The sequence below is a fragment of the Streptomyces sp. 3330 genome (assembly GCF_031456635.1).
In the GTDB taxonomy this organism is placed as follows: domain Bacteria; phylum Actinomycetota; class Actinomycetes; order Streptomycetales; family Streptomycetaceae; genus Streptomyces.
On record NZ_JAVDVA010000011.1, the window covers coordinates 224327 to 251325 of the forward strand.

The following is a 26999-nucleotide window of genomic DNA, read 5'->3' on the forward strand; positions in this document are numbered from 1 at the left end:
CGGCGGGTGGCAGAGTGGACGGATCGGCGGGGGAGCCGGTGGGGGGCCACCTGTACGTCGACCTCAGCGAGACACGATGACCACACAGACAGCCACCGTCACCCGCGCCCGCACCGGCGGCCCCGAGACCGACGGCCCGAAGATCGTCGAGCACGTCATGGGCTGGGTCCTCGTCGCCGTCGTCGCGATGCTGGTCACCCAGCTCGGGCTGCTGTGACGGGCGTGTCCTGACGCACGGTTGACCTGACATACTGCGGATGTCCCGCCGACCGCCCGAGACCAGGGTCGAAATTGAATATCAGTGATCAGCGCGAAGTTGCCCGTCCCCGGGCACGCGGCACCGAGCGTTCACTGGCGCGCCGCGCCGAACTCATCTCCATCGGGCGGAAGTTGTTCGCCGACACGTCCTACGACGCGCTCTCGATGGACGACATCGCCCGGCAGGCGCACGTCGCCAAGGGGCTGATCTACTACTACTTCCAGTCGAAGCGCGGCTACTACCTGGCGATCATCCAGGACTCCGTCGCCGATCTGGTCACCTTCGCGGCGAGCGGCCTCGAACTCCCGCAGGTGGACCGGGTGCACCGCACCATCGACAGCTATCTGCGCTACGCCGAGCACAATACGGCCGCCTATCGCACGATCGTCAGCGGTGGCGTCGGCTTCGACACCGAGGTGCACGCCATCCGGGACGGGGTGCGCGCGGCGATCGTGGCGACCATCGCCGAGGGCGCGTACGGCCGCAGCGACATCCCGGCGCTGCCCCGCATGGGCCTGCTCGCCTGGGTGTGCAGCGTCGAGGGCGCCACTCTGGAGTGGCTCGCCCGCCCCGAACTCTCCCGCGAGGTGATGGGCGATCTGCTGGTGAAGACCCTGGGCGGCGCCCTGCGCGCCGTCGAGGAACTCGACCCCGCCTTCGCCGCCCCGGAGCCGGCCCGCCGCGAGGACTGACGCCCGCCGGGCGACGCCCGAGGAGCCGCACGCGAGGCGGACGCACCGGGGGCGGAGGCTCGTGGTCCCCCGCCCCGGGTGCCCCGTGACCGGGCTACTTGATCGCGTGGATCAGCTCACCGTCGGCGGTGTCCCCGCTCAGCTCCCAGAAGAACGTGCCGCCCAGCCCCTGCCGGGACTTGTACGTCATCTTCGTCGCGATGGTCGCGGGGGTGTCGTAACTCCACCAGTCGTTCCCGCACTTGGCGTAGGCGGTGCCGCCGACCCTGCCGGTCGCCGGGCACGTGACCTTGAGGACCTTGTAGTCCTCGTTGCCGGCCTCGTACGTCCCCGCCGCCGGGCCGGTGGCCGTGCCGCCCGGCTTCGCCTGGGTGACGCCGGTCCAGCCGCGCCCGTAGAAGCCGATGCCGAGCAGCAGCTTCCGCGACGGGATGCCCAGGCTCTTGAGCTTGTCGATCGTCGCCGCGGTGTCGTAGCCCTGCTGCGGGATGCCCGGGTAGGAGGTCAGCGGCGAGTGCGGCGCCGTGGGACCGGTGGCCGCCCAAGTGCCGAAGTAGTCGTACGTCATCGGGTTGTACCAGTCGACGTAGCGTGCCGCGCCCCCGTAGTCCGCCGCTTCGATCCTGCCGCCGGCGCTCGCGTCCGCCGTGATCGCCGCCGTGACCAGCTCGCGCCCGCCGAACTCGGCGCGCAGCGCCCTCATGACGTCCCGGAAGGCCGCGCGGCCGCTGGTGTCGCAGGTGAGGCCGCAGGCGTTGGGGTACTCCCAGTCGATGTCGATGCCGTCGAAGACGTCCGCCCACCGCGCGTTCTCGACCAGGTCGTGGCAGGACCTGGCGAAGGCCGCCGGGTCCTTGGCCGCCTCGCCGAACCCGCCCGACCAGCTCCAGCCGCCGAACGACCAGATGACCTTGAGCTTCGGGTGCAGCTTCTTGAGCTTGCGCAACTGGTTGAAGTTGCCGCTGAGCGGCTGGTCCGCGGTGTCGGCGACGCCGTCGACGGACTCCTCGGCGGTGAACGGCCGGTCGGTGTCCGCCCAGGAGTCGCCGAGGGCGCACTTGCCGTCGGTGACGTTGCCGAAGGCGTAGTTGATGTGCGTGAGCCGGTCCGCCGAGCCCGACGTCTCGATGTTCCTGACGTAGTACCGGCGGTCGTAGATGCCCCAGTCGGTGAAGTAGCCGACGACTTTCGAGCCGTTCGCGTGGGCCGCGGCGGGGCGGGGTCCGGCGGCGGTGGCGGTGCCCGCGCCTACCGGCAGGGCGGCGACGAGCGCGGCGCAGCAGGCGGCGGACAGCAGCGTCCGGAACCGGGCGCGGGGACGGGGCGGGGTGTGCATCGGGTGTCTCCTCGCAGGGACGAGAGGCGATCGCACGCCGATTGGCATGAACGCGGAGAAGCGTCGGAGCCAAACGGTAGGAGGACTAGACCACTACGGTCAATGGTTCGGACCAATCCGCCGTCCTGTCGTCCCGTCGCCGTCGCCCGGCCGTCCTGCCGTCCCGTCGCCGCCGCGCCCGTGCGGCGGCGGTGTCCCGCGGGCATACTCACAGCGCGAAGCCGCTGGTCGGTCCGGGAGGAGGAAGCCGCCATGCCCGATCGCGCGCCGTCCCCGGTGGACCGCAGCCTGCCCACGGCAGAGGCCCGGGAACTCATGACGCTGGTGCGTGACATCGCCCGGCGCGAGATCGCTCCGGCCGCCGCCGAGGAGGAGGACGCGGGGCGGTTCCCGCGCGAGCTGTTCACCCTGCTGTCCGCATCGGGACTGCTCGGCCTGCCGTACGACTCCGCGCACGGCGGCGGCGACCAGCCCTACGAGGTGTATCTCCAGGTCGTCGAGGAGCTCGCCGCGGCCCGCCTCACCGTGGGGCTGGGCGTCAGCGTCCACACGCTGGCCTCCTACGCGCTCGCCGCCCACGGCACGGACGCGCAGCGGGCTGCCCACCTGCCCGCCGTGCTGGGCGGCGGGCAGCTCGGCGCGTACTGCCTCTCCGAGCCGTCCGCCGGGTCGGACGCGGCCTCGCTGCGGACCCGGGCCGTACGGGAGGGCGGCGGGGCCTGGGTGATCAGCGGCACCAAGGCCTGGATCACCCACGCCGGCCTCGCGGACTTCTACACGGTCCTGGCCCGGACCGGCGGGGCGGGCGCGTCCGGGATCACCGCGTTCCTGGTGCCCGGCGACGCCCCGGGACTGAGCGTCGCGGCGCCCGAGCGCAAGATGGGGCTGAAGGGCTCGCCCACCGCCCAGGTGCACTTCGACGGGGTGCGGATCCCCGACGACCGGCGCCTGGGCGACGAGGGCCAGGGCTTCGCGATCGCCCTGGCCGCGCTGGACTCGGGGCGGCTCGGCATCGCGGCCTGCGCGGTCGGCGTGGCCCAGGCGGCTCTCGACGAGGCCGTCGCGTGGGCGACGCAGCGACGGCAGTTCGGGCGGCGGATCGCCGACTTCCAGGGCATGCGCTTCCTGCTCGCCGACATGGCGACCCGGATCGAGGCGGGCCGGGCGCTGTATCTCGCGGCCGCGCGGCTGCGGGACGCCGGACGGCCGTTCGCCCGGCAGGCGGCCATGGCCAAGCTGCACTGCACCGACGCGGCCATGCAGGTCACCACGGACGCCGTCCAGGTCCTCGGCGGGTACGGCTACACCGCCGACTTCCCCGTGGAGCGCTACCTGCGCGAGGCCAAGGTCCTGCAGATCGTCGAGGGCACGAACCAGATCCAGCGGATGGTCATCGCCCGTCACCTCCTGGGTCCGGATACCCGCTGAACTGCCCCGGCCTGACCTGCGGCGCCGCCAGTCGTACCCACTCCGGATCGTGGCGCCCCGGCAGCGTGCGGCCCCGGTCGGCCCAGGTGCGCAGGAGGTCGCGGTAGATGGGCGGGTCCTGCGGGGGCGGCGGGGCCAGCGGAACCGATTCTGCCCGGACGGGTTGCGGACGCGCGGGGACGAAGAGCTGGCGGTGACGCCCGGGCGCGACCGACTGGGTGAGGGTCATACCAGGCCAACGCCGAGCCACCGGACAGGTCACCGGCAGGCGCGGTCGAGCGTGAGTTCGGGGAGTGCCCCCTTTTCCGCCCGAGCCGCGTCAGGCCGACCGGCCACGGGGTGCGCACCGTCAGATCCCTTACGGGGCAACGGGTTTGCCGCGGGTGGCCGCGCTTCACCCACCCGGCGGGCGCACCTCGCCCGCGTCGGCTGCCCGGCCGCCGCGGACGCACTGATCCCGCACCACGGCGACCTGCCGGCCGTGGTGCGGGGCGGCTACGGGAGTCGGACCGGTGAGCCGGGCGCGGAAACGGCGCTCAGGCGGCCAGGCGGCGCATCGACGGCACCCGCATCGGGCGCGAGCCCGGGCCGCCGACGTGCGAGAAGGGCTGCGTGCGCCAGTCCAGCCCCTGAGGGAGCGTCAACAGGAGCGCGCTGTCCTGCTCCTGGAGCTCCACGGACTCGTCCGCGGGCCGGGCCTCGGAGGCCTTGCGTCCCGTCCCGGCGCAGACCGTCAGCCCGAAGGGGTTCCACGGAGAGGCGCACAGCGCGTGCTCCGGCAGGACCTCCTCGTCCGCCAGCAGCGCGATGGGCTGCGCACAGTCCGGGCAGATCACCCGGTACATCTCGAAGGTGTCGTACGCGTCGACGTGCTCGGCGTCGTCGAAGCCGTCGGAGTGGTCGGCGTCGGGTTCGACGCCCTCCGGCTCGGGTTCGACGACGGACTGGAGCCGCTTGGGCGCGGTGCGACCAGGGCGCTTGACACTCTGCATGGGATTCTCCCCCTCGTGCTGGGCCGTGAAGGCACTGCGGCCTCGACCACAGCAAGCACTTCCCGCCCCGTCTCGGCGGTAATCACGAGGACATCACGAAGAGTTGGCGATCGCTGTGGCATTCGTCACATGCCACTTGCAGGTGCCTCGTGATCCGGTCGAGCCCCGGGCGGACCGCCTGCGTCCGCCGTCGGCTCCCGGCCACATCACGAACCGGCTATGACCTGGGCTGCATAGGTATACGCGGAGATCACCCGCACGGTAAGTTCTTGCGTCATGGAGGAGCTGGACCGACAAATCGTGCAGCTGCTCGTCAAGGACGGGCGGATGAGTTACACCGATCTGGGCAAGGCCACGGGCCTGTCCACCTCGGCCGTGCACCAACGGGTGCGGCGACTGGAGCAGCGCGGTGTGATCCGCGGTTACGCGGCCGTCGTCGACTCCGACGCCGTCGGGCTGCCCCTGACCGCCTTCATCTCGGTGAAACCGTTCGACCCCAGCGCCCCCGACGACATCGCCGAGCGACTGGCCGGCGTACCGGAGATCGAGGCCTGTCACAGCGTGGCAGGCGACGAGAACTACATCCTCAAGGTGCGCGTGGCCACCCCGCACGAGCTGGAGGAGCTGCTCGGACGGCTCCGGGCGCTCGCCGGCGTCTCGACCCGCACGACGGTCGTGCTGTCCACCCCGTACGAGGCCCGGCCGCCCCGCATCTGAGCGGATCCCCGCCGATCCGAGGGGGTCCCGTCCCGAGCGGTCCGGGCGAGGCGCGAGACTGTTACCCATGAGTGAGCGCACCGCCGAGCCGAAGACCGTCCTGCTCCGCCGAGGAGAGGTACACAGCCCCGCCGACCCGTTCGCGACCGCGATGGTCGTCGAACGAGGACAGGTCGCCTGGGTCGGCTCCGAAGGCGCCGCCGACGCCTTCGCGGACGGCGTCGACGAGGTGGTCGACCTGGACGGCGCCCTGGTCACCCCGGCGTTCACCGACGCCCATGTGCACACCACCTCCACCGGCCTCGCGCTGACCGGCCTCGACCTCTCCTCCGCCCCCTCCCTGACGGCCGCCCTCGCCCTCGTACGGTCCTTCGCGGCGGCCCGCCCGCGGGACAAGGTGCTGCTCGGGCACGGTTGGGACGCCTCCCGCTGGCCGGAGGGCCGCCCGCCGCGACGGGACGAACTGGACGAGGCGACGGGCGGCCGGCCGCTCTACCTCAGCCGGATCGACGTCCACTCGGCCGTGGTCACCACCGCCCTGCTGGAACGGACGCCCGGGGCCCGCGCCGAACCCGGCTTCGAGGACGGCGCGCCGCTCACCCGCGACGCCCATCACGCGGTCCGCGCCGCCGCGTTCGCAGCCGTGACGCCCGCCCAGCGCGCCGAGGCCCAGCGGGCCGCCCTCGCGCACGCCGCCTCCCTCGGTATCGGCTCGGTCCACGAGTGCGGCGGACCCGAGATCTCCTCCGAGGACGACTTCACGGACCTCCTGCGCCTCGCGGCCGAGGAGCCCGGCCCCAGGGTCGTCGGCTACTGGGCCGAGCGGGATGCCGACAAGGCCCGGCAGCTGGGCGCGCTCGGCGCCGCCGGAGACCTGTTCGTGGACGGCGCCCTCGGATCCCACACCGCCTGTCTGCACGACGGCTACACGGACGCCGGCCACACCGGCACCGCCTACCTGGACTCCGCCGCGGTCGCCGAGCACGTGACCGTCTGCACCGAGGCGGGCCTCCAGGCGGGCTTCCACGCCATCGGCGACGCCGCCGTGACCGCCGTCGTCGAGGGGGTGCGCGCCGCCGCGGAGAAGGTCGGCCTCGCCCGGATCCGCGCCGCCCGGCACCGCGTCGAACACGCGGAGATGCTCACGCCCGAGACGATCGCCGCCTTCGCCGAACTCGGCCTCACCGCCTCCGTCCAGCCCGCCTTCGACGCCCTGTGGGGCGGCGAGCAGGGCATGTACGCCCGGCGCCTCGGCGTCGAGCGGGCCCGCACCCTGAACCCCTTCGCGGCCCTGCTGCGCGCGGGCGTCCCGCTCGCCTTCGGCTCCGACAGCCCGGTCACCCCCCTCGACCCCTGGGGCACGGTCCGCGCCGCCGCCTTCCACCGCACCCCCGAGCACCGGGTGTCCGCCCGCGCCGCCTTCACGGCCCACACGCGCGGCGGCTGGCGCGCGATCGGCCGGGACGACGCGGGCGTGCTCGTCCCAGGCGCACCCGCCGACTACGCGGTCTGGCGCACGGACGCGCTCGTCGTCCAGGCCCCCGACGACCGGGTCGCCCGCTGGTCCACCGACCCCCGCTCCGGCACCCCCGGGTTGCCGGATCTGACCCCCGGCGTCGACCTCCCCGTGTGCTTGCGCACGGTGGTGGGCGGCCGGACCGTCTTCCTGCGGCCGAGCGAGTGATCTCCCGGTCGGGCCCGGTGAAGATCACCCGTCCGCCCGCCGACATGCGCCCGGCGTCTTGTCCGCGCTGACCTGCGCATTGACGGAAGATCCGCAGGTCACGAGGCTGTTGACAGCCGATGGCGGGGGGCCGGTAGGTTCGGCGTAGTCCACCACCGGACGCCCCGTCCGGGGAACGCCCGCGCACTCGCCGCGGCGCCGCTGGGTCAGCGACGGTGAGCCGTACCGGCGCACCGCCACTGGCAGCCAGGCTCAGCGCCCGCGCCGCAGCGAGGGAACGTTCCGGCCGGTCGGGGAGGTGTGACCCGGATGGGGCCCGGGCGCTCAGTAGACAACGGCTTTCGGTCGACCCGCAGCCAGCGGGTCCCGGGCCGGCCCGAAGAGCGCCGGGCCCCCATCCGCAGTCGACCCGCGCCCGTCCGGCTCGCGCCCACCCGGCTCGCTCTCACCCGTTCCCGTTTTCGCTCGGGCTTGTACTCCCCCCCCTCACGGGGCAGGTGCGTACATACAAGCCCAAAGGCGCGTTCTTACCCCGCTTTCGCGGGTTCGACACCGGTGTTCGTACGTCCTGTCACGTCATCGCAGGCGGCGGCCACTATGGTGGTCCCCTGCGTACGGACTTGAAGGGGCAGTAGTGAACGACGGCGACGGGACCCTCGCGGCACAGGACCGAGGAAGGCAGTTCGGTCCGCTCGGCACGGCCTTGGTGATCATCCCGACCTACAACGAGGCGGAGAACATCAAGGCCATCGTCGGCCGGGTGCGCAAGGCCGTCCCCGAGGCCCACGTCCTCGTGGCCGACGACAACAGCCCCGACGGCACCGGCAAGCTGGCCGACGAGCTGGCCGTCGGTGACGACCAGGTCCAGGTCCTGCACCGCAAGGGCAAGGAGGGCCTCGGCGCCGCCTATCTCGCGGGCTTCCGCTGGGGCCTGGAGAACGGCTACGGCGTGCTGATCGAGATGGACGCCGACGGCTCCCACCAGCCCGAGGAACTGCCCCGCCTGCTCACCGCGCTCAAGAGCGCCGACCTGGTCCTGGGCTCCCGCTGGGTGCCGGGCGGCCGGGTGGTGAACTGGCCCAAGTCCCGTGAGGTCATCTCCCGCGGCGGCAGCCTCTACTCCCGCCTCGCCCTCGACCTCCCGCTGCGGGACATCACCGGCGGCTACCGCGCCTTCCGCCGCGAGACCCTGGAGGGCCTCGGCCTGGAGGAGGTCGCCTCCCAGGGCTACTGCTTCCAGGTCGACCTCGCCCGGCGTGCCGTCAAGGCCGGCTTCCACGTCATCGAGGTCCCCATCACCTTCGTCGAGCGTGAGCACGGTGACTCCAAGATGAGCCGGGACATCCTCGTCGAGGCCCTGTGGCGGGTCACCGCCTGGGGTGTGGGGGAGCGGGTCGGGAAGATCACGGGCCGGAGCGCCGACCAGCCGCAGCGCCCGGAGGCGCCCGCCAGGTCTCACAGCGACGGCTGATCGTCCCCTTATCCCGCTCTGAGCCCGTTGCGGGCACACTGGGAGTATGACGACTGGCTCTCCGACCCCCGCGTACCAGACATCCGGCCGGCCCTCCGCCCAGCAGCCCCGCCGCTCCCGTCTGCGGACGTTCCTGCCGCTGTCGCTCGCCGCCTGGCTGGTGCTGGAGATCTGGCTGCTGACCGTGGTCGCCGGTGCGACGAGCGGGCTGGTGGTGCTCCTGCTCCTGGCCGCCGGGTTCGTCCTGGGCGCCGTGGTGATCAAGCGCGCGGGGCGCCGGGCCTTCCAGAACCTGAACGAGGCGCTCCAACGCGGCACCACCTCCTCCGGCCGGGGCGGCAACGGTCTCATGATGCTCGGCGGCCTGTTCCTGATGATCCCGGGCCTGGCCTCCGACGTGATCGGCCTGCTCCTGCTACTCCCGCCGGTCCAGAAGGCGGTCAGCGGCTACGGGGAGCGCAGGCTGCGGGCGTCCGCGGCCACGCCCGGCACCCTGGGGGACGCGTTCCAGCAGGCCCGCATCCACCGCCCGGACGGCAAGGTGGTGCAGGGCGAGGTCATCCAGGGCGAGGTCGTCAGGGACGAGCCGTGAGCCACGGGTCCTGACCGGCCGGCCAGGGAGGCGAACCCCGGGGGGGGCCGGGTCGGCCTGCGGTGACGCGATGCGCTCACCCCGTCCCGACCAGGCCCTCCGCACCGCGATCCCCACGGCGGGCAGCACGACGACCGCGGGCGCCGTACGTATCTCACGTACGGCGCCCGCGGTCGTTGTCGTGCGCTGCGGAAGCGGGTCACTGCCCCGCAGGGTTATGCGCTTTTGCGGCTGTCGCGGGGATGCACCGCAAGGTTCATCGCACCGGACCGCAGAACGGCGAGCCGCTCCTCGAGGACCTCTTCGAGTTCCTCGCGGGTCCGCCGCTCCATCAGCATGTCCCAATGCGTACGCGCGGGCTTGGCCTTCTTCTCCTCAGGGCCGTCACCGTCCACGAGGAGTGCAGGGGCTCCACAGACCTTGCACTCCCACTCCGGCGGAATCTCCGCCTCGACCGAGAAGGGCATCTCAAATCGGTGCCCCTTCTCGCATGCGTACTCCACGGCCTGGCGCGGGGCCAGGTCGATGCCGCGGTCCGTCTCGTAGCTGGTCACCACGAGGCGCGTGCCGCGAAGAGCTCGCTCACTCATGAATCGTGCCTCCCGGGCTTGTCGCCCACAGGACAGGTGTCGCTGTCGTCGTCATCCGGTCAACGTCCGGTCGGCGGTAAAGATTCCCGTTCGGAGTCCCGTTCCGGGTCATGCGTCGCCGTCGTAGCCGCGGTCTTGTCAACCAGTGCAGTACCCACCGGCGCCCGGTTTGTCACATCTGAAAGGAGATGTCACCCAGCGTTTCGGCATCTTTGACGCGCAGTAACGGTACGCCTGGCAGGCCAAACGCGTACACTACCGCCCTTTCGCCTTGAGTGCTAAATCTTCTCGGGCACGGGGTTCCCCGCGTCGCCGATCGCCCGCCGTACCGGCACCCGGGCGAGCAGCAGGAAACCCACGACGAAGAAGACCACCAGCGAGATGATCGCGTCCCGGTAGCTCCCGGTCAGCTGGTAGGTGACCCCGAAGAGGAGCGGGCCGAGCCAGCTCGTCCCGCGGTCGCTCATCTCGTACGCCGAGAAGTACTCGGCCTCCTTGCCCGGCGGGACCAGGTGGGAGAAGAGGGAGCGGGACAGGGCCTGGCTGCCGCCCAGGACCAGGCCGATCGCGGCCGCCAGCAGGAAGAAGCCGACCGGCGCCCCGGCGGGCAGGAAGTAGCCGGCGCCCAGGGTGAGCGTCCAGGCCGCCAGGGAGCCGAGGATGGTGCGCTTCGCCCCGTACGTGCGGGCCAGACGCCCCATGCCCAGGGCGCCCGCCACGGCCAGCACCTGGACCAGCAGGACGGCCCCGATCAGCGTGGACTGGCTGAGGCCGAGTTCCTCGGAGCCGTAGACCGAGGCCTGGGAGATGACGGTCTGGATGCCGTCGTTGTAGATCAGGTACGCGAGCAGGAAGGCGAGGGTCAGCGGGTGGCGGCGCATGTCGCGGACCGTCGCCGCGAGCTGACGCAGCCCGGGGGCCGTGCGGCCCGTCCGGTCCGCCCCGGATATCGCCTCCGGGGCGGCGGCCGGCCGGTCGCGCAGGCGCAGCAGCGGGATCAGCGTGAAGCCGCCCCACCACAGACCGGCCGAGGCCAGACAGATCCGCACCGCCATCGACTCGGAGACGCCGAACGAGTCGTGGGCGAGGTAGAGCACCAGGTTGACGACCAGGACCAGCGAGCCCGCCGCGTAGCCGAAGGCCCACCCCCGGGAGGAGACCGCGTCGCGCTCCTCGGGCGGTGCGATCTGCGGCAGATAGGAGTTGTAGAGCATCATCGCCACCGACTGGGCCGCGTTCGCCACGATCAGCAGCACGCCCCCGAGCAGGTAGCGGTCGCCGCCCAGGAAGAACATGCAGGTGGTGGCCGCGGCGCCCGCGTAGGCGGCGGCGCCCAGCAGGGGCTTCCTGCGGCCGCTGCGGTCGGCGGCCGCGCCCACCAGGGGCATCACCAGCACGGCCACGATCACCGACAGGGACACCGAGTACGCGAAGAAGGAACCGGCCCGCACCGGTATGCCGAGCGGATGCACATACCCGTCGGCGTCCGCCGCCCGCTTGGCGACCGAGGTCAGATAGGGGCCGAGGAACACGGTGAGCACGCTCGTCGAGTAGACGGAGCACGCCCAGTCGTAGAAGTACCAGCCGCGCTGCTCGCGCCGCCGCCCCGCGGTCTCGTCGGACTCCGCCGTCCGCACGGTGTCGATGTCCACCCGTGCCCTCGCTTCCCGCTGCCGCAGCCGCGCGCGGGCGACGGGCCCGAGGTCAGACCCAGACGCCGCGGTCCTTCATGACCTCGCGCAACGTGTCGATGTGATCGGTCATGATGCCATCGACTCCCAGGTCCAGGAGCCGGTGCATCCGATCCGGATCGTTGATCGTCCACACGTGCACCTGGAGCCCGCGCGCGTGGGCCGCCCGGACGAAGCGGCGGTCCACCACCTGGACGCCCGACTGCCTCTCGGGCACCTGCGCGGCGACCGCCGAGCGGCGCGGCGCCACCGGCACGCCCCAGGACCGCAACCGCAGGTCGAGCACGCCGCGGGTGCCGTACGAGGTCGCCAGGCGCGGCCCGGCCAACCGCTGGGCCCGCACCACCCGCGCCTCCGAGAACGAGCCGACGCAGACCCGGTCCCACGCGCGGGTCCGGGCGATCAGGTCGAGCAGCGGGTGCAGCGCGGGCTCCGCCTTGAGGTCGACGTTCCACCGCACCTCGGGGAAGGCCTCCAGGAGCTCCTCGAAGAGCGGCACCGGCTCCTTGCCCGCCACGCGCGCGTGGCGGACGTCGGACCACAGGAGATCGGCTATGCGGCCCGCGCCGTCGGTCATCCGGTCCAGCGTCGCGTCGTGGAAGGCGACGAGTCTGCCGTCCCGTGTGGCGTGCACATCGGTCTCGATATAGCGGTAACCCGCCTCGACCGCGCGCCGGAACTGCGCGGCGGTGTTCTCCAGGCCGTCCGCGGCCCCGCCGCGGTGGGCGAACGGGATGGGCCCCGGATGGTCGAGATACGGGTGGGACAGGAGGCTGGTCACGGACGCAGTATGGCTCCCCGGGGTGTCCCGGTGGCAACGACCGTGCTGCCGCCCGATGCCGCGGGGACGGCGAACATGCGCAGGAAGAGCTGGGCGAGCGGGCCGATCGTCACCGCGTAGAGCAGGGTGCCGACGCCGATCGTGCCGCCGAGGGCGAATCCGGTCACCACGACCGCCACCTCCACGGCCGTCCGCATCAGCCGGATCGAGCGTCCGGTGCGCCGGTGCAGCCCCGTCATCAGCCCGTCGCGCGGGCCCGGCCCGAAGCTGGCGGCGATGTAGAGGCCGGTGGCCGCGCCGTTGAGGACGATCCCGGTCAGCAGCAGCGGCACCTGGACGGAGAGACCGTGCGCTGCGGGGACGTACGCGAGCGTGCCGTCCATCGCGAGGCCGACGACGAAGACGTTGGAGACGGTGCCCAGGCCCGGGCGCTGGCGCAGCGGGATCCACAGCAGCAGGACCGCCGCGCCGACGACGATGGACACGACGCCGATGGTCAGGCCGGTCAGCTCGGCCAGGCCCTGGTGCAGCACGTTCCAGGGCTCGAGGCCGAGGCCCGCCCGCACCAGGAGCGCGGAGCTGGCGCCGTAGAGCGCGAGACCGGCGTACAGCTGGATCAGTCGGCGGGCGAGGTGGCCGTGCCCGTCCCGCGGGGCCGGTTCCTGCGGTGGCGGCTCGGACAAGGGGTCCCCCTGGTGGTCGTGGTGGCCTGGCTCGTGACACTCTGTGGCGGGGAAGCCGATGGCATCCATGGCCAATTCGGGGAAGGTGGACTGGTAATCATGGCGCAGTGGACCTCTGCGGTCGGGGCCGCGCAGCTGGCTCGGCTGCTCAAGTCCCAGCAGGACCGCCCGGCCGGCCCCGGAACGCGCCGGCCGCCCGCCTACCGGGCGCTCGCCGACGGCATCCGGCTGCTGGTGCTGGAAGGCCGCGTCCCCGTCGCCGCGCGCCTGCCCGCGGAGCGGGAACTGGCCCTCTCCCTGTCCGTGAGCCGTACGACCGTCGCCGCCGCCTACGAGGCGTTGCGCGCCGAGGGGTTCCTGGAGTCCCGGCGCGGCGCGGGCAGCTGGACGGCCGTCCCGGCGGGCAACCCGGTTCCGGCGCGCGGCCTGGAACCCCTGCCGCCCGAGGCCCTCGGCTCGATCATCGACCTGGGCTGCGCGGCGCTGCCCGCGCCCGAACCCTGGCTCACCCGGGCGGTGCGGGGCGCGCTGGAGGAGTTGCCCCCGTACGCCCACACGCACGGCGACTATCCGGCGGGCCTGCCCGCGCTGCGGTCGATGATCGCCGAGCGGTACACCGCGCGCGGCATTCCGACGATGCCCGAGCAGATCATGGTCACCACCGGCGCGATGGGAGCCATCGACGCCATCTGTCATCTGTTCGGCGGACGGGGCGAGCGCATCGCCGTCGAGTCGCCCTCCTACGCCAACATCCTGCAGCTGATGCGCGAGGCGGGCGCCCGGCTGGTGCCCGTCGCGATGGCCGAGGGCCTCGCCGGGTGGGACATGGACCGCTGGCGCCAGGTCCTGCGCGAGGCCGCGCCGCGCATCGCCTACGTCGTCGCCGACTTCCACAACCCGACCGGCGCGCTCGCCGACGAGGACCAGCGGCGCCGACTCGTGGAGGCGGCCCGGTCCGCGGGGACCGTCCTGGTCGCCGACGAGACCATGAGCGAACTGTGGCTCGACGACGGTGTCGAGATGCCCCGGCCCGTGTGCGGCTTCGACCCCGCCGGGTCGACGGTGATCACGGTGGGGTCGGCGAGCAAGGCTTTCTGGGCCGGGATGCGCATCGGCTGGGTGCGGGCGGCCCCGGACGTGATCCGCAGCCTCGTCGCGGCACGCGCCTACGCCGACCTGGGCACGCCGGTGCTGGAACAGCTGGCGGTGAACTGGCTGTTCAGCACCGGCGGCTGGGAGCAGGCGGTCGAGCTGCGCCGCCACCAGGCCCGGCAGAACCGGGACGACCTGGTCGCGGCGGTGCGCCGGGAGCTTCCGGAGTGGGAGTTCGCCGTGCCCCGGGGCGGCCTGACGCTGTGGGTGCGGGCCGGGGGACTCTCCGGGTCGCGCCTCGCCGAGGCCGGGGAACGGGTGGGCCTGCGGGTGCCGTCCGGGCCGCGGTTCGGCGTCGACGGCGCCTTCGAGGGGTATGTGCGGCTGCCGTTCACCGTGGGAGGCGCGGTGGCGGAGGAGGCGGCCGCCCGGCTGGCGGCCGCGGCCCGGATCGTCGAGAGCGGCGGCACGGTGGGCGCCGAGGGGCCGCGCACCTTCGTCGCCTAGCAGCGCGCGCCACGGGGGCGGCGGGGGCGGTCACCCGCCCGCGCCCGACACCTGCTCCGCGCCCACGGGGCGGGCCGCCATCGCGTCGGCGTCCGGGGCGTCGGCCTCCGCGGCCTTCGCGGTCCCGGCGTCCGCTTCCCCGGTCTTGGTGAGCACCACCTCGGCCGGTACCGGCGGCAACGTCTGCGTGTCGGCCGGCGCGGAGCGCGGCGGCAGGAGGTCCAGCACCGCCTGCCGATGCGCGTCGCTCGTCGCGTCGTCGTACGGGTCCGGGGTCGCCGGGACCTGGAGCCGGTGCACCGGCCCCGATCCGAGCCGGGCGTAGCCGCGGCCCGGCGGGACGTGGTCGACGGGCGTGGTGTGCGGGGGCGCGCCGAGGACCGCCTCCAGTTGCTGCTTCGTCGCAGGTCCGAGCGCGACCCGCGCGCGGGTGTGCTGCAGTACGGCGTCGCTCAGCGTGTCCAGGGCGTCGAACTGCTCGGCCACCACCACCGTGACCCCGACCGCGCGGCCGTGCCGGAGGGGGACCTGGAGGAGGGACTGCGGGTCCGTGTGGCCGTCCGTGTCGGCCAGGTGGGTGAAGGCGGTGGGGCGGTCCAGAAGGATCCACAGCGGGTGCCGGGTGTCGTCCGGCGGCGGGTCGCCGGCCTGCCGGGCGTGGTTGGCGGCGACGAGCCGCCGCTCCGTCTCCTGCACCGCCCACTCCAGGGCGGCCAGCGCCCCGGCCAGTCCGACCTCGACGGCCAGGACGCCGTCCCGGCCGGTGAGGCAGGCGTACTCGCCGGTGCCGCCGCCCTCGATGACCAGGACCTCGCCGTGCGGGAGGGCCTGCAGGGCGATGGAGCGCAGGAGTGTGGAGGTGCCGCTGCCGGGCTGGCCGACCGCCAGCAGATGCGGCTCGGTGGAGCGGACGCCGGTGCGCCAGACCACCGGCGGGACGTCACGCCGCTCCTCGCCGTGGGCGAGGGGGAGCGTGCGCTGGACCCCGGAGGGGTCGGTGAAACCCAGGACCGTCTCGCCGGGGGCGGTGACGAAACGCTGGGCCGCGAAGTCGGTGGGGAGGGGGGCGAGGACGCTGAGGGTGAGTTCGTTGCCCTCCTCGTCCCAGACGAAGTGGTATTCGCGGCCACGGCCGGACTTCGCGGCGAGCAGCTGCTCGATCCGGGCGCGTGCGGCGGCCTCCCCGTCCGGGAAGAACGCGGGGTAGCGGATCACGAGGAGGGCCACGCGGCCCGAGTCGTCGAACTCCTGCGTCGGGAAGACGGTCTCCCAGTCGCCGCCGTGGGCGTACAGGGGAGCGGGATCGTCGGCCGTCGAGAAGTACGGGACCAGGGCCTCGTACAGCACCTGGAGCCGCTGGATCTGCGACTCGTCGGGGCCTTCGGGAGCCGGTGGGGTGCGGTCCCTGCCCTGCCAGGCCGCTGCCGCCATCAGGGTGATGACGGCGAGCAGCGGGCCGTACGGCACCAGCACCACGACCAGGATCAGCGAGGCCGCCAGGAACAGCAGCGGTCCGCGCTTGTCCTTGGGGGTCTCGGCCCACCTGCGCCGCCCGGCCGAGGCCAGCCGGCGCAGTCCGCGGGTGATCGTGATCAGCGGATGGAGGACATCGGTGGCGCTGTCGGCCGCCGTCCGGGCCAGCTCCCGGCTCCGGGCGATCTGCGCGCTGCCTGTGCTCAGGATGCTGGGAAGGGGGCGCCGTGCCACTGCTGTCTCCTGTGAGGTGCGTACGGACGGGACGGGCGGCGTCAGAACTTGATGCCGCCGAGGAGGCTCGCCAGACTCTCGCCGCCTGCCTTGATGCTCGGGGCGATGGCCGTGCTCGCCATGTAGAACCCGAACAGGGCCGAGACCACGGCGTGCGACGCCTTGAGCCCGTCCTTTCGGAAGAAGAGGAAGACGATGATGCCGAGCAGCACTACGCCTGACATGGACAGGATCATTTGGGTTCTCCTGGTTCGCGGGGGACAGTCACCATGAGTACTTCCAGGATCACAGGATGTATCCATACTATAAAAGGTGCAACTGGGTGAAATACGGCTGATTTCCCCCGGCTGGCGGAAGGCCTGATGGGTCGCCTGAGCAGGAGAATTGCGTCGAACGTGGCTGTCCGTGATCTTTGCCGCAGAGGGGACCGGCCATGTTTCCGGCGAGCCAGTACGCTGGCGATTCACCTGAACGGTTGTAGTGAGAGGCGGACCGGCCGATGAGCGAAGGCCCCGACCCCGAGGTCGTGGAGCTGGCGACCAAGATCTTCGATCTGGCCCGCGGGGGTCGGACCGAGGAGCTCGTGGCGTACGTCGACGCGGGCGTTCCGGCCAACCTCACCAACGACCGCGGCGACTCCCTGGTGATGCTCGCCGCGTACCACGGCCACGCCGACGCGGTCCGGGCCCTGCTGGCCCGCGGCGCCGAGGCCGACCGGATCAACGACCGAGGCCAGACCCCGCTCGCCGGGGCGGCCTTCAAGGGCGAGACGGACGTCGTCAAGGTCCTGCTGGAGGCCGGCGCGGACCCCTCCCAGGGGACACCGTCCGCCGTCGACACCGCTCGCATGTTCGGCAGGGCGGAGCTGCTGGACCTGTTCGGCGTGCGCTGAGCCGACGGTCCTGAGCAGGCCGAAGGAAGTTCCTGACCAGGAAAATCGACGACCACGGGGGAGGCGGTACAAGGCCGCCGGAAATTTCGGTCGCGGCAGGTAGAACAGCCGGGTCATCATGACGTCGTGATTCACGGACGCGATGGCTGGGCAGGTGTTGCCGCACCGCGCGGGCCGTGATGCGGTCCGCATGGGCCACCGACGAGAGGCAGAGGAAAATGGTCTACAGCAAGCAGGAAACGGCGGGCGCCCCGACGTGTTGTCACGCGGCCAGGTAATGCACGTCCCCGGTTGCGTCGACGCTTGATGTGAGGCTGTTTCCCATGTTCGATCCGGTCATAGCGCCCAGCGGTACGCTGCTCGGCCTGCTCCAGAGGGGCCGCGGCGACGGCACGCTGCACGCGCTCACCGCCCCGCGGGCCGAGGCGCTCGCGGCGTTGAACCACTGTGTGCTGCGGGATCCCCGCCACGACTGGCAGGTGGAGAACCGCTCCCTCTACTACGCCCGTCTCTACCTCGATCTGCACGGCGAACTCGACGAGATCGAAGCCCACCTCTTCGACGTCGAGGACTCCTTCGACACCGAGGAGTCACGCACGGGCCTGGCCCTCGCCGTCCTCGGCCACCTCGCCTCCTACGGCAGACGGGAGGCCCTGGTCCTGCTGCGCCGGTACGCGGCCTCGGGAGCCAACTGGGCCTGGGCCCTGGACGAACTCGCGCTGCGGGACGACGACGCCGGTCTGCGGGCCCTCGCGGCGCCCGTGCTCGCCCGGTTCGCCACCGATGCCGAGGGCGAGGCCGAACTCGCCGCCGCCGTACGGGACGCCTTCGAGCCACGGCCCTGGCGGCTGTGGGCCGAGGACCCCCGCGAGTACGTCTCCGCACGCGTGCGTGCCGCCCAGGAGGCCGGCTGCTTCGACCGCTGGCAACGCCAGATGAGTCCGAGCGGACCGCGCCCGGGCTGGAGCGTCCGGGCCGTCTTCGAATGGGCCCAGCAGGGCGTCGAACGCGGAGCCGCGCTCCATGTCCCCGCCGCCCGCTGCCTCTCCGCCGTGGCCGGGCCCGAGGACCGCGCCGAGATCGTGCAGGCGGCCAAGGACGGCACCGAGGGAGCCCGGTGCACCGCCCTGCGCTACCTCGCCGACTTCAACGACCCCGACGCCCTCGTCCTGATCGAACAGGCCGTGGTCACCGGCTCGACACCCGTCGTCGAGGCCGCCGTCGACGCCTTCGAACGCATGCGCAGCGTCGCCGCCGTGGACCGGGCCCGCGGCTGGGCCCACCGGCCGGACGCCCTGGGCGCCGCGGCGGGCCGCATGCTCGCCTGCCGGGGCGGCACCCAGGACAGCGACCTCGTCCTCGGCGCGCTGCGCGAGGCCGTACGCGGCGAGGGCTGTGACTCGCCGAGCCTGTGGACCCTCGTCGACGGCGCCGGACGGCTCGGCATCGTCTGCGCGGCACCCGTGCTGCGCCATATCTACCGCGAGACGGCCTCGTCCCATCTGCGCGGGCGCTGCGCCCGCGCCCTCGCCGCCACCGACCCGTCCTACGCCACCGGCTTCGCCGTCGAGTGCCTGTGGGACTGCGAGGAGGGCACCCGCGAGATCGCCGCCCGGCACGCCGAGACCGGCGATGCCCGGGTCGTGGAGCGGCTGCGCCGGCTCGCCGCCGATCCCGCCGAGGAGGCGGAGGTCCAGACGGCCGTACGCAGCCGGATCGGGCCGGACGCCGCGTCCGCGATGTGAACGCGAGGACCGGCCGCCGCCCGAGGGGAGCCTGGCGGCGGCCGGTCCGGCGCATGAACACCCGACGGCCCTGCCGTGCCGACCGGCATGGACACCGTCCGACCTGCGCGGTCCGTATCGAGCGAGCACCGGCTGCGCAGCGCAACGCTCACGGGACGTTCGTCGTGCGGAAAGATCCACTTTGACGCGTCCACGTCCGGGGCGGCGACAACACGGGTATGCGTGTCGTCATCGTGACCGAATCCTTTCCCCCCGACGTGAACGGCGTGGCCCATTGCGCCTTCCAGACCGCCCGGCACCTCGTCGATCGCGGTCACACCCCCGTCGTCCTCGCCCCGGCCACCGCCGCCGGGACCGGGCCGGACGCCGGAGCGCCCTGCCCCGTGGTCCGGGTCCCCTCCCTTCCGCTCCCCGGCTACCCCCAGGTCCGCGTCGCCCTCCCCAGCCGACGCGTCGCCGCCGCCGTCGCCGAGCACCGGGCCGACATGGTCCACCTGGCCAGCCCGTTCGTCCTCGGCGTCCGGGGCATGGCGGCCGCCGCCCGGCTCGGCATCCCCGCCGTCGCCGTCTACCAGACCGACCTCGGCGGCTACGCCCGCACCTACATGGGCGCCGGCGAGGCAGCCGCCTGGCGCCGGATACGGTCCGTCCACGCCGCCGCCGACCTCACCCTCGCCCCCTCCAGCGCGGCCCTGCACGACCTGGACACGCACGGGGTGCCCCGGGTGAAGCTGTGGCCGCGGGGCGTGGACACCCGGCGCTTCCGCCCCGACCTCCGCGACGAGGCACTGCGCCGCGCACTGGCCCCGAACGGCGAGCTGATCGTCGGCTACGTCGGACGCCTCGCCCCCGAGAAGCACGTCGAGCTGCTGGCCGGCGTCTGCGGGCTGCCGGGCGTCCGGGTCGTGGTGGTGGGCGACGGCCCGAGCAGGGCAGGCCTGGAGGAGACCCTGCCGGGCGCGGTCTTCCTGGGCGGCCGCACCGGCGACGACCTCGCCCGGATCTTCGCCTCGCTGGACGTGTTCGCGCACACCGGCCCCTTCGAGACCTTCTGCCAGACCGTGCAGGAGGCCATGGCCAGTGGGGTCCCGGTGGTCGCGCCCGCCGCGGGCGGCCCGCTGGACCTGGTCGCCCACGGGCGCACCGGCCTGCTCGTCCCGCCCCGGGACGCCGACGCGGTGCGGGACGCGGTGGCGGCGCTGGCGGCCGACCCCGCGCGGCGGGCCGCCTACGGCGCCGCCGGGCGGACCACGGTCGAGGGACGCACCTGGGCCGCCGTCGGCGACCGGCTCCTCGGCCACTACGAGGACGTGCTCGCCGCGCGCCGGCCGGTGGTGGCGGCATGAGCGGCGCGACCGCCCTGAGCGGCGACGACGGCGGCAACCGCCCGGCCCGGCCCGTCGCCACGAGCGCCGGGCCGCTGCGGATCGTACGGCTCGCCAACTTCGTGGCCCCGGCGTCGGGCGGGCTGCGCACGGCCCTGAGAGAACTCGGCAAGGGCTATCGCGCGGCCGGTCACGAGCCGGTCCTGATCGTTCCCGGCGAGCGGGAGAGCGACCGCCGCACCGAGCAGGGGCGGGTGATCACCCTGCCGGGGCCGCTGCTGCCCGGCACCGGCGGCTACCGCGTCCTCACCGACAAGCGCCGGGTCGCCCGGCTGCTGGAAGGGCTCGCCCCCGACCGCCTGGAGGTCTCCGACCGCACGACACTGCGCTGGACCGGCAAGTGGGCGCGGCGGGCCCGCGTCCCCGCCCTGATGGTCTCCCACGAGACCGCCGACGGCGTCCTGCGCACCTGGGGGGTGCCGGACGGCGCGGCCCGGCGCGCCGCCGACGCGCTCAACGTCCGTACGGCGCACACGTACGCGCGCGTGGTGTGCACCACCGAGTTCGCCGAGCGGGAGTTCGTGCGGATCGGGGCGCGCAACGTCGTGCGGGCACCGCTGGGCGTCGACCTCGTCGAACGGCACCCCGCCCTGCGGGACGCCGGTCTGCGGGCCCGCCACGCGCGCGAGGACCAGATCCTGCTGGTGATGTGCACCCGCCTGTCGGTGGAGAAGCGGCCCGGCACGGCGCTGGACGCCCTGGAGGCGCTGCTGCGGCGCGGTGCGCGGGCGGTCCTGGTCGTCGCGGGCGACGGACCGCTGCGGCCCCGGCTGGAGCAGCGGGCCCGTGAGCGCGGGCTGCCGGTGACGTTCCTGGGGCACGTCGCCGACCGCGGGGCGCTCGGGGCGCTCCAGGCCTCGGCCGACGTGTGCCTGGCCCCCGGGCCCGCGGAGACGTTCGGGCTCGCCGCCCTGGAGGCCATGGCGTGCGGGACCCCCGTCGTGGCGAGCGCCTCCTCGGCGCTGCCCGAGGTGATCGGCGCCGCGGGGGCCACCGCTGCCGACCGGGGGGAGGCGTTCGCGGACGCCGTGGAGAACCTGCTGGAGCGCCCCCTCGCGGGCCGCCGGGAGGCCGCACGCGCGCGTGCGGAGTGCTTCGGCTGGGGTACGGCGGTCGACGCCTTCCTCGCGGCCCACGACGCACCGCCCTCGGTCACGACGCCGGTGACCGCCCCCGCTCGTCCCTTCGCGCCCGGAGGCCTCGCATGAGACGCGTCCGCTTCGTCGCCCTCGGGGACTCGCTCACCGAGGGCGTGGGGGACCCCGTGGACGGAGGATGGCGCGGCTGGGCCGCCCTGCTCGCCCCCGGGCTGGTCGACCCCCGGGGCGCCGAGCGGGCGGCCGGCGGCGAGGGGCTCGCGGGAGCCGACGGGCTTGCGGAGGTCGAAGGGCTCGCGGGAGCCGAGGAGTCCACGGGCGCCGAGGGGCCGGCGGGCGCCGACGGGCTTGCGGCTGCCGAGGTGCCCGGGGGATGCGGGGGACCCGGAGGACCGCTGGAGGCCGTGGAACCCCCGGAGCCCCTGGAGTCCGTCGAGTTCGTCAACCTCGCGGTCAGCGGCGCTCAGACGCGGGACGTGCGGGAACGGCAGCTTCCGGCCGGGCTGGAGCTGCGGCCCGACCTCGTCTCCGTGGTCGTCGGCGTCAACGACACCCTCCGCTGCACCTTCGACATCCATGCCGTCGCCGCCCGGCTCGACACGGTCTACGCCGCCTTCGCCGAGCAGGGCGCGGTCCTGCTCACCGCGTGCCTGCCGGACCCGGGCGGCGCCCTGGGGCTGCCCGGGGCACTCGCCCGCCCGCTGGCCCGGCGGCAGCGCGCGGTCGACGCCGTCGTGCACGCGCTGTCCGAGCGCTACGGCGCCGTCCACCTGCACGCCGCGCAGGGCGCCTGGCTGACGGACCGGGCCATGTGGAGCGCGGACCGGCTCCACCCCGGGGAGCGAGGGCACCGGCAACTGGCCCTGCGCTTCCACGCGGTGCTGACCGAGGCGGGCCTCGCGACCGGGCCCGCACCCTCGCCCGAGCCCGAATTCCCGGCGCCGACGACCTCGGCGAGCCTGTGGTGGCTGGCGACCGCGGGCACCGGATGGGTGGCCCGGCGGTGCACCGACCTGCTCCCGCAACTGCTCACGCTGGCCGCCGACGAGCTGCGGCACCGCGCGCGGGGGACGAGCGCCCGCCTCGATCTGCGGGCCTCCGCGGCGGTGTCCGCGGCGCTCGCCGCGCTGTCCGTGGCGGAGCGGCGGCCGGACGCCGCCTGACGCCCGGAGCGGCCGACGCCGGCCGCGTCCGCGTCACCTGCGGCGTACGGCCACGAAGCGCACCGGCGTGCCGGGCACGGCCTGGGCCGCCGCCGCGAGATCGCCTGCGCGGACGACCCCGATCACCGGGTAGCCGCCGGTGGTCGGGTGATCGGCCAGGAAGACGACCGGCCGGCCCGCGGGCGGAACCTGCACGGCCCCCAGGACCATGCCCTCGCTCGCCAGCTCACCGCTCCGGGCGCGCTCCAGGGCGGGGCCCTCGGTGCGCAGCCCGATGCGGTTGCTCGCCGAGGACACCAGGAAGGTCCGCGAGGTGAAGGCGCGGAGCGCGTCCGGCGTGAACCAGTCGTCCCGCGGGCCGAGCGTCACCCGCAGCACGAGTTCGGCCGGCGGCGCAGGGTGCGGCGCGACGTCCACACGCGTGTGCGGGAGGAGGTCGCGCCCCAGCGGCAGGACCATGCCGTCCGTGAGCGGCGCGGGACCGAGACCGGAGAGCAGATCCGTGGACCGGCTGCCGAGCACCGGCTCGACGATGATGCCCCCCGCCACGGCCACGTAGGCGCGCACCCCGGAGAGGGCCGGCCCGACGTCCAGCACCGCCCCGGCGCGCACGCGCACGGGTGTCCCCCAGGCGACCGGCCGGCCGTCCAGCGTGACCCGGCAGGGAGCGCCGCCGACCGCCAGGGTCACGTCGGAACGCGGCCTGAGGGCGCAGCCGGTGAGCGTGGTCTCCAGGACGGCCGCGTCGAGCGGGTTGCCCACCAGCCGGTTGACGAGGGCCGCCGCGGGCGGGTCGAGAGCGCCGGAACGGGGCACGCCGAGATGCGCGTGCCCCGGCCGGCCCCGGTCCTGGACCGTGGTGAGCGCCCCGGCCCGGACGACGAAGAGTGCGCGGTCGCTCATGGGGCGCCCATCGGTCCCACCGGGACGAAGCGCACGCGTGTGCCCGGCGACAGCAGCGCGGCCGGCACGCGCGTGTGGTCCCACAGCACCGCCTCCGTGGTGCCGATCAGCTGCCAGCCGCCCGGCGACGAACGCGGGTACACGCCCGTGTACGGTCCCGCCAGCGCCACCGAGCCGGCCGGCACGGCGGTGCGCGGGGTGGCCCGGCGCGGCACGTCGTAACGCGGAGGCAGGCCGGTGAGATAGCCGAAGCCGGGCGCGAACCCGCAGAAGGCGACCCGGAACTCGGTGACCGCGTGGATGCGGGCCACCTCCGCCTCCGGGACACCCCAGTGGGCGGCGACGTCGGCCAGATCCGGGCCGTCGTAACGGACCGGGATCTCCACGGCCGGCTGCTCACGCGGGGGAGCGGGCGGTACGTCGGACGCGGCCAGCTCGGACGCCAGCCGGCCGGGATCGGTCAGACCGTCGAGGAGGACGGTCCGGGCCGCCGGGACGATCTCGCGCGCGCTGAGCAGACCCGCCTCGCGGCGACGCAGCAGCTCCGCGTGCAGGGCCTCGGCCTCCGCGCCCGACCCCACCTCGACGAGCAGGGCGTCGTCGCCGACGGACAGCACGCGCACGCTCATGCGAAGGCCTCCACCCGTACGCCCGACTGCTCCAGTCCACGCCTGACCCGGCGGGCCAGCTCCACCGCGCCGGGCGTGTCGCCGTGCAGGCACAGGGAACGCGCCTGTACGTCGACGGACGATCCGGCCCGGGACGTGATCTGCCCGAGGCGCGCCAGCCGCACGGACCGTTCCACGACGGCGTCCGGATCGGTGATCACGGCCCCGGCCCGCCCGCGGGGGACGAGCGTGCCCTCCTCGGTGTAGGCGCGGTCCGCGAAGGCCTCCGGGATCGCGGGGAGCCCCGCCTCCCGGGCCCGCTCCAGCAGACGCGACCCGGCCAGCCCGAGCACGGGCAGCGTGGCGTCGGCGAGGAGCACGCCGTCGACCAACGCGCCGGCCTGCTCCTCGTCGTGCACGACCCGGTTGTGGAGCGCGCCGTGCGGCTTCACGTACGCCACGCGCGCGCCCGCCGCCCGGGCGAACACCTCCAGGGCGCCGATCTGGTAGGCCACCTCGGCGGCCAGTTCGTCGGGCGGCACGTCCATGGCGCGCCGGCCGAACCCGGCCAGGTCCCGGTAGGAGACCTGCGCGCCGATCGTCACGCCCCGCTCGACGGCCAGGTCGCACACCCGTCGCATGGTGACCGCGTCCCCGGCGTGGAAGCCGCAGGCCACGTTGGCGCTGCTGACGACGGACAGCAGTCGCTCGTCGTCGGTCAGCTGCCAGCGGCCGAAGCCCTCGCCGAGGTCGGCGTTCAGATCCATCGCGGTCGTCGCGGTCATGGTTCCTTCGTATCTCCTTGTCAAGCCACGCGGTACTGCTCGTCGCGGGCGTCGGTGAGGAACATCTGTCCCGGGGCGTGGGTGAGGGCGAACGGCGGGCGTGAGGCCATCACCGCGGCCTGCGGGGTCACACCGCAGGCCCAGAACACCGGGATGTCGTCCGGCGCGGCTTCCACCGGGTCGCCGAAGTCGGGCCGGCCGAGGTCGTCGATGCCCAGTCCCGACGGATCGCCGCAGTGTACGGGGGCGCCGTGCACCGCCGGGAGCAGACTGCTCTCCCGGATGGCCGCCGCGAGGTGCTGCGGCGGCACCGGACGCATGGACACCACCAGGGGCCCGTGCAGCCGCCCCGCGGGCCGGCACGAGCGGCTCGTCACGTACATCGGGACGTTGCGCCCCTGCTCGACGTGCCGGATCGGGACACCCGCCCCGGACAGCGCCCACTCGAAGGTGAAACTGCACCCGATGAGGAACGACACCAGGTCGTCGCGCCAGTACGCGCGCACGTCCGTCGGCTCGTCCACCAGTTCCCCGTCCGCCCACACCCGGTAGCGCGGCAGATCGGTGCGCAGGTCCGCGCCCTCTGCGAGGACGGTCGTTCAGGAGCCGGCGTCCGTGACGTCGAGGACCGGGCAGGGCTTCGGGTTGCGCTGGCAGAACAGGAGCATGTCGTAGGCCCAGTCCGCGGGCACCGAGATCAGGTTGACCTGGGTGTGGCCGCCCGCGACCCCGGCCGTGGGGCCCGCCAGACCCGCCCGGAAGCGGGCCCGGGCGGCGGCGGGGCTCCACGCGCGCGCGTGCTCGTCGAGGAGGGTGACAGGACGGTCGACGGCGGACGGCCGCCGGTCCTGGGCGCGGACCGGACGCTGGTCCTGCGTGAGGATCGGACGGTTCACTCCAGCTCCTTCCCACGCGTCTCCGGCAGCCCCAGCAGGGCCAGGGCGGCGAGGGCGTAGCCGATCGCGCCGAACACCAGCGCGCCGCCCACGCCCCAGCTGTCGGCGAGGAAGCCGACCGTGGTGGGGAAGACGGCGCCCACGGCGCGGCCGGTGTTGTAGGTGAAGCCCTGCCCCGTGCCGCGCAGGGCCGTCGGGTACAGCTCGCTCAGGTAGGAGCCGAAGCCGCTGAAGATCGCCGACATGCAGAACCCGAGCGGGAATCCGAGCACGAGGAGCAGGGTGTCCGCGCCGGTCGGGATACGGGCGTAGGCCAGGATGCACACCGCCGACAGCAGGGCGAACAGCCAGATGTTGCGGCGCCGGCCCAGCCGGTCGGTGAGATAGCCGCCGGTGAGGTAGCCGAGGAAGGCCCCCGAGATGAGGAAGGTCAGGTAGCCGCCGGTGCCGACCACCGACAGGCCGCGCTCGGACTTCAGATACGTCGGCACCCAGGTCGCCAGGGTGTAGTAGCCGCCCTGTACGCCGGTGGAGAGCAGGCCCGCGAAGAGCGTCGTCCGCAGCAGCGGCCCCTTGAAGATCGCCGGGAACGAACCCTTCTCGGCGCTCTGCTCGCGGGCGGCGGTGGCCTCCGGCGCGTCCTGCACCCAGCGCCGCATCCACACCACGAGCAGCGCGGGCAGGGCGCCCGTCCAGAACATCACGCGCCAGGCGACGTCGTCGCCGAAGAACGAGAAGACCAGCGTGTACGCGAGGGCCGCGAGCCCCCAGCCGACGGCCCACGAGCTCTGGATCGCGCCGAGCGTGCGGCCCCGGTGCTTCGCGCTGGCGTACTCGGCGACCAGGATCGCGCCGACCGCCCACTCGCCGCCGAACCCGAGGCCCTGCAGGGACCGGAAGACCAGCAGCGTCTCGTAGCTCGGGGCGAAGCCGCAGGCGACGGTGAAGACCGCGTACGTGATCACCGTGATCATCAGGGCCCTGACCCGGCCGATCCGGTCGGCCAGCACCCCCGCCACGGCACCGCCGATCGCCGAGGCGACCAGGGTGACGGTGGTGAACAGCCCGGTCTGGCCGCTGTCCAGACCGAAGTACGCCGCCAGCGCGACCATGCTCAGCGGCAGCGTGAAGTAGTCGTACGAGTCGAGCGCGTAGCCGCCGAACGCGCCGGCGAAGGCACGCCGGCCACGCGGCCCGAGGGCGCGCAGCCAAGCCAGGGCGCCGTCGTCGGGAGCGTGTACGGCGCCGCCCGGACGGGTCTCGGCGGCCGGGGTCCGGGGTGGAAGGGGCGTGCTCATGAGGC

Annotated in this window: 25 protein-coding genes and 1 pseudogene; 13 read left to right on the forward strand and 13 right to left on the reverse strand. The window is 73.8% G+C overall.

What is annotated here, in order from left to right:
- Positions 1 to 76 precede the first annotated feature (76 nt).
- Positions 77 to 217: an SCO1431 family membrane protein gene (locus tag J2X68_RS20495; RefSeq protein ID WP_310433977.1), complete on the forward strand. Its 141-nt coding sequence runs from the start codon at positions 77 to 79 to the stop codon at positions 215 to 217.
- Between the two features lie 74 nt (positions 218 to 291).
- Positions 292 to 951: a TetR/AcrR family transcriptional regulator gene (locus J2X68_RS20500; RefSeq protein WP_310433978.1), complete on the forward strand. Its 660-nt coding sequence runs from the start codon at positions 292 to 294 to the stop codon at positions 949 to 951.
- Between the two features lie 94 nt (positions 952 to 1045).
- On the opposite strand, the gene J2X68_RS20505 is transcribed toward J2X68_RS20500, so the two are convergent.
- Entirely contained in the window at positions 1046 to 2287 is a 1242-nt protein-coding gene (locus J2X68_RS20505) for a glycosyl hydrolase family 18 protein (RefSeq protein WP_310433979.1), read from the reverse strand.
- A gap of 252 nt (positions 2288 to 2539) precedes the next feature.
- Between J2X68_RS20505 and J2X68_RS20510 the strand changes: the two genes are divergently transcribed.
- Positions 2540 to 3715, forward strand: coding sequence for an acyl-CoA dehydrogenase family protein (locus tag J2X68_RS20510; protein ID WP_310433980.1), 1176 nt, complete (start codon positions 2540 to 2542; stop codon positions 3713 to 3715).
- A gap of 536 nt (positions 3716 to 4251) precedes the next feature.
- Here the strand turns inward: J2X68_RS20510 and J2X68_RS20515 are convergent.
- The gene (locus J2X68_RS20515; protein WP_310433981.1) at positions 4252 to 4707 is read right to left on the reverse strand and encodes a hypothetical protein; all 456 of its coding nucleotides are present in this window, start codon (positions 4705 to 4707) and stop codon (positions 4252 to 4254) included.
- A gap of 276 nt (positions 4708 to 4983) precedes the next feature.
- On the opposite strand from J2X68_RS20515, the gene J2X68_RS20520 reads away from it, so the two are divergent.
- From J2X68_RS20520 to fxsA, 4 genes are all read left to right on the forward strand, one after another.
- Positions 4984 to 5424 carry an Lrp/AsnC family transcriptional regulator gene (locus J2X68_RS20520; protein WP_310433982.1) on the forward strand — a complete coding sequence of 147 codons (441 nt, stop codon included), beginning with the start codon at positions 4984 to 4986 and terminating at the stop codon, positions 5422 to 5424.
- Positions 5425 to 5491: 67 nt separating this feature from the next.
- Positions 5492 to 7108: an amidohydrolase gene (locus tag J2X68_RS20525; RefSeq protein ID WP_310433983.1), complete on the forward strand. Its 1617-nt coding sequence runs from the start codon at positions 5492 to 5494 to the stop codon at positions 7106 to 7108.
- Between the two features lie 634 nt (positions 7109 to 7742).
- A complete protein-coding gene (locus J2X68_RS20530; protein ID WP_310433984.1) occupies positions 7743 to 8579 on the forward strand; it encodes a polyprenol monophosphomannose synthase in 837 nt (278 codons plus the stop codon).
- 46 nt (positions 8580 to 8625) lie between these two features.
- Positions 8626 to 9171, forward strand: a complete 546-nt coding sequence (fxsA, locus tag J2X68_RS20535) for an FxsA family membrane protein (RefSeq protein ID WP_310433985.1) — start codon at positions 8626 to 8628, stop codon at positions 9169 to 9171.
- Between the two features lie 215 nt (positions 9172 to 9386).
- Here fxsA and J2X68_RS20540 read toward each other — a convergent pair whose 3' ends face one another.
- The 4 genes from J2X68_RS20540 to J2X68_RS20555 form a co-directional block, all read right to left on the reverse strand.
- On the reverse strand, positions 9387 to 9761 hold the full coding sequence (locus J2X68_RS20540; RefSeq protein WP_020128921.1) for an RNA polymerase-binding protein RbpA: 375 nt from the start codon (positions 9759 to 9761) through the stop codon (positions 9387 to 9389).
- 278 nt (positions 9762 to 10039) lie between these two features.
- Entirely contained in the window at positions 10040 to 11413 is a 1374-nt protein-coding gene (locus J2X68_RS20545) for an MFS transporter (RefSeq protein WP_310433986.1), read from the reverse strand.
- A 52-nt stretch (positions 11414 to 11465) separates the two neighbouring features.
- A complete protein-coding gene (locus tag J2X68_RS20550) occupies positions 11466 to 12233 on the reverse strand; it encodes a glycerophosphodiester phosphodiesterase (protein WP_310433987.1) in 768 nt (255 codons plus the stop codon).
- Positions 12230 to 12916 (reverse strand): hypothetical protein, encoded by a 687-nt coding sequence (locus tag J2X68_RS20555; RefSeq protein WP_310433988.1) that lies wholly within the window; start codon positions 12914 to 12916, stop codon positions 12230 to 12232. The genes J2X68_RS20550 and J2X68_RS20555 overlap by 4 nt, the downstream gene beginning before the upstream one ends.
- Positions 12917 to 13015: 99 nt before the next feature.
- Here J2X68_RS20555 and J2X68_RS20560 point away from each other — a divergent pair, with 99 nt between their 5' ends.
- On the forward strand, positions 13016 to 14515 hold the full coding sequence (locus J2X68_RS20560; protein WP_310433989.1) for a PLP-dependent aminotransferase family protein: 1500 nt from the start codon (positions 13016 to 13018) through the stop codon (positions 14513 to 14515).
- Positions 14516 to 14545: 30 nt separating this feature from the next.
- On the opposite strand, the gene J2X68_RS20565 is transcribed toward J2X68_RS20560, so the two are convergent.
- Together J2X68_RS20565 and J2X68_RS20570 are read right to left on the reverse strand one after the other, a co-directional pair.
- Positions 14546 to 16222, reverse strand: a complete 1677-nt coding sequence (locus J2X68_RS20565; RefSeq protein WP_310433990.1) for a hypothetical protein — start codon at positions 16220 to 16222, stop codon at positions 14546 to 14548.
- Positions 16223 to 16263: 41 nt separating this feature from the next.
- Positions 16264 to 16458 (reverse strand): hypothetical protein, encoded by a 195-nt coding sequence (locus J2X68_RS20570; RefSeq protein WP_020128927.1) that lies wholly within the window; start codon positions 16456 to 16458, stop codon positions 16264 to 16266.
- A 263-nt stretch (positions 16459 to 16721) separates the two neighbouring features.
- Between J2X68_RS20570 and J2X68_RS20575 the strand changes: the two genes are divergently transcribed.
- The 5 genes from J2X68_RS20575 to J2X68_RS20595 all read left to right on the forward strand — a co-directional run bounded on the left by J2X68_RS20575 (position 16722) and on the right by J2X68_RS20595 (position 22504).
- Positions 16722 to 17114, forward strand: coding sequence for an ankyrin repeat domain-containing protein (locus tag J2X68_RS20575; protein ID WP_310433991.1), 393 nt, complete (start codon positions 16722 to 16724; stop codon positions 17112 to 17114).
- Between the two features lie 323 nt (positions 17115 to 17437).
- The gene (locus tag J2X68_RS20580; RefSeq protein ID WP_310433992.1) at positions 17438 to 18859 is read left to right on the forward strand and encodes a HEAT repeat domain-containing protein; all 1422 of its coding nucleotides are present in this window, start codon (positions 17438 to 17440) and stop codon (positions 18857 to 18859) included.
- Between the two features lie 218 nt (positions 18860 to 19077).
- Complete coding sequence (locus tag J2X68_RS20585; protein WP_310433993.1) at positions 19078 to 20205, forward strand: glycosyltransferase family 1 protein; 1128 nt, start codon at positions 19078 to 19080, stop codon at positions 20203 to 20205.
- On the forward strand, positions 20202 to 21452 hold the full coding sequence (locus J2X68_RS20590) for a glycosyltransferase (RefSeq protein ID WP_310433994.1): 1251 nt from the start codon (positions 20202 to 20204) through the stop codon (positions 21450 to 21452). Before J2X68_RS20585 ends, J2X68_RS20590 begins: the two co-directional genes overlap by 4 nt.
- Positions 21449 to 22504: an SGNH/GDSL hydrolase family protein gene (locus J2X68_RS20595; protein ID WP_310433995.1), complete on the forward strand. Its 1056-nt coding sequence runs from the start codon at positions 21449 to 21451 to the stop codon at positions 22502 to 22504. Before J2X68_RS20590 ends, J2X68_RS20595 begins: the two co-directional genes overlap by 4 nt.
- A 33-nt stretch (positions 22505 to 22537) precedes the next feature.
- Here J2X68_RS20595 and J2X68_RS20600 read toward each other — a convergent pair whose 3' ends face one another.
- The 5 genes and pseudogenes from J2X68_RS20600 to J2X68_RS20620 all read right to left on the reverse strand — a co-directional run bounded on the left by J2X68_RS20600 (position 22538) and on the right by J2X68_RS20620 (position 26994).
- Positions 22538 to 23407 carry a biotin-dependent carboxyltransferase family protein gene (locus J2X68_RS20600; RefSeq protein WP_310433996.1) on the reverse strand — a complete coding sequence of 290 codons (870 nt, stop codon included), beginning with the start codon at positions 23405 to 23407 and terminating at the stop codon, positions 22538 to 22540.
- Positions 23404 to 24030 (reverse strand): allophanate hydrolase subunit 1, encoded by a 627-nt coding sequence (locus J2X68_RS20605; RefSeq protein ID WP_310434030.1) that lies wholly within the window; start codon positions 24028 to 24030, stop codon positions 23404 to 23406. The genes J2X68_RS20600 and J2X68_RS20605 overlap by 4 nt, the downstream gene beginning before the upstream one ends.
- A gap of 2 nt (positions 24031 to 24032) precedes the next feature.
- Complete coding sequence (locus J2X68_RS20610; protein ID WP_310433997.1) at positions 24033 to 24800, reverse strand: 5-oxoprolinase subunit PxpA; 768 nt, start codon at positions 24798 to 24800, stop codon at positions 24033 to 24035.
- 20 nt (positions 24801 to 24820) lie between these two features.
- Positions 24821 to 25684, reverse strand: a pseudogene (locus tag J2X68_RS20615) (putative hydro-lyase).
- An 8-nt stretch (positions 25685 to 25692) separates the two neighbouring features.
- A complete protein-coding gene (locus J2X68_RS20620) occupies positions 25693 to 26994 on the reverse strand; it encodes an MFS transporter (RefSeq protein WP_310433998.1) in 1302 nt (433 codons plus the stop codon).
- Positions 26995 to 26999 lie beyond the last annotated feature (5 nt).

Bases quoted from the DNA above. Each gene is read 5' to 3' on its own strand.
- J2X68_RS20495 (WP_310433977.1), top strand. From the start codon at position 77: ATGACCACACAGACAGCCACCGTCACCCGCGCCCGCACCGGCGGCCCC.
- J2X68_RS20505 (WP_310433979.1), bottom strand. From the start codon at position 2,287: ATGCACACCCCGCCCCGTCCCCGCGCCCGGTTCCGGACGCTGCTGTCC.
- J2X68_RS20510 (WP_310433980.1), top strand. From the start codon at position 2,540: ATGCCCGATCGCGCGCCGTCCCCGGTGGACCGCAGCCTGCCCACGGCA.
- J2X68_RS20515 (WP_310433981.1), bottom strand. From the start codon at position 4,707: ATGCAGAGTGTCAAGCGCCCTGGTCGCACCGCGCCCAAGCGGCTCCAG.
- J2X68_RS20520 (WP_310433982.1), top strand. From the start codon at position 4,984: ATGGAGGAGCTGGACCGACAAATCGTGCAGCTGCTCGTCAAGGACGGG.
- J2X68_RS20525 (WP_310433983.1), top strand. From the start codon at position 5,492: ATGAGTGAGCGCACCGCCGAGCCGAAGACCGTCCTGCTCCGCCGAGGA.
- fxsA (WP_310433985.1), top strand. From the start codon at position 8,626: ATGACGACTGGCTCTCCGACCCCCGCGTACCAGACATCCGGCCGGCCC.
- J2X68_RS20540 (WP_020128921.1), bottom strand. From the start codon at position 9,761: ATGAGTGAGCGAGCTCTTCGCGGCACGCGCCTCGTGGTGACCAGCTAC.
- J2X68_RS20560 (WP_310433989.1), top strand. From the start codon at position 13,016: ATGGCGCAGTGGACCTCTGCGGTCGGGGCCGCGCAGCTGGCTCGGCTG.
- J2X68_RS20570 (WP_020128927.1), bottom strand. From the start codon at position 16,458: ATGATCCTGTCCATGTCAGGCGTAGTGCTGCTCGGCATCATCGTCTTC.
- J2X68_RS20575 (WP_310433991.1), top strand. From the start codon at position 16,722: ATGAGCGAAGGCCCCGACCCCGAGGTCGTGGAGCTGGCGACCAAGATC.
- J2X68_RS20580 (WP_310433992.1), top strand. From the start codon at position 17,438: ATGTTCGATCCGGTCATAGCGCCCAGCGGTACGCTGCTCGGCCTGCTC.
- J2X68_RS20585 (WP_310433993.1), top strand. From the start codon at position 19,078: ATGCGTGTCGTCATCGTGACCGAATCCTTTCCCCCCGACGTGAACGGC.
- J2X68_RS20590 (WP_310433994.1), top strand. From the start codon at position 20,202: ATGAGCGGCGCGACCGCCCTGAGCGGCGACGACGGCGGCAACCGCCCG.
- J2X68_RS20595 (WP_310433995.1), top strand. From the start codon at position 21,449: ATGAGACGCGTCCGCTTCGTCGCCCTCGGGGACTCGCTCACCGAGGGC.
- J2X68_RS20600 (WP_310433996.1), bottom strand. From the start codon at position 23,407: ATGAGCGACCGCGCACTCTTCGTCGTCCGGGCCGGGGCGCTCACCACG.
- J2X68_RS20610 (WP_310433997.1), bottom strand. From the start codon at position 24,800: ATGACCGCGACGACCGCGATGGATCTGAACGCCGACCTCGGCGAGGGC.
- J2X68_RS20620 (WP_310433998.1), bottom strand. From the start codon at position 26,994: ATGAGCACGCCCCTTCCACCCCGGACCCCGGCCGCCGAGACCCGTCCG.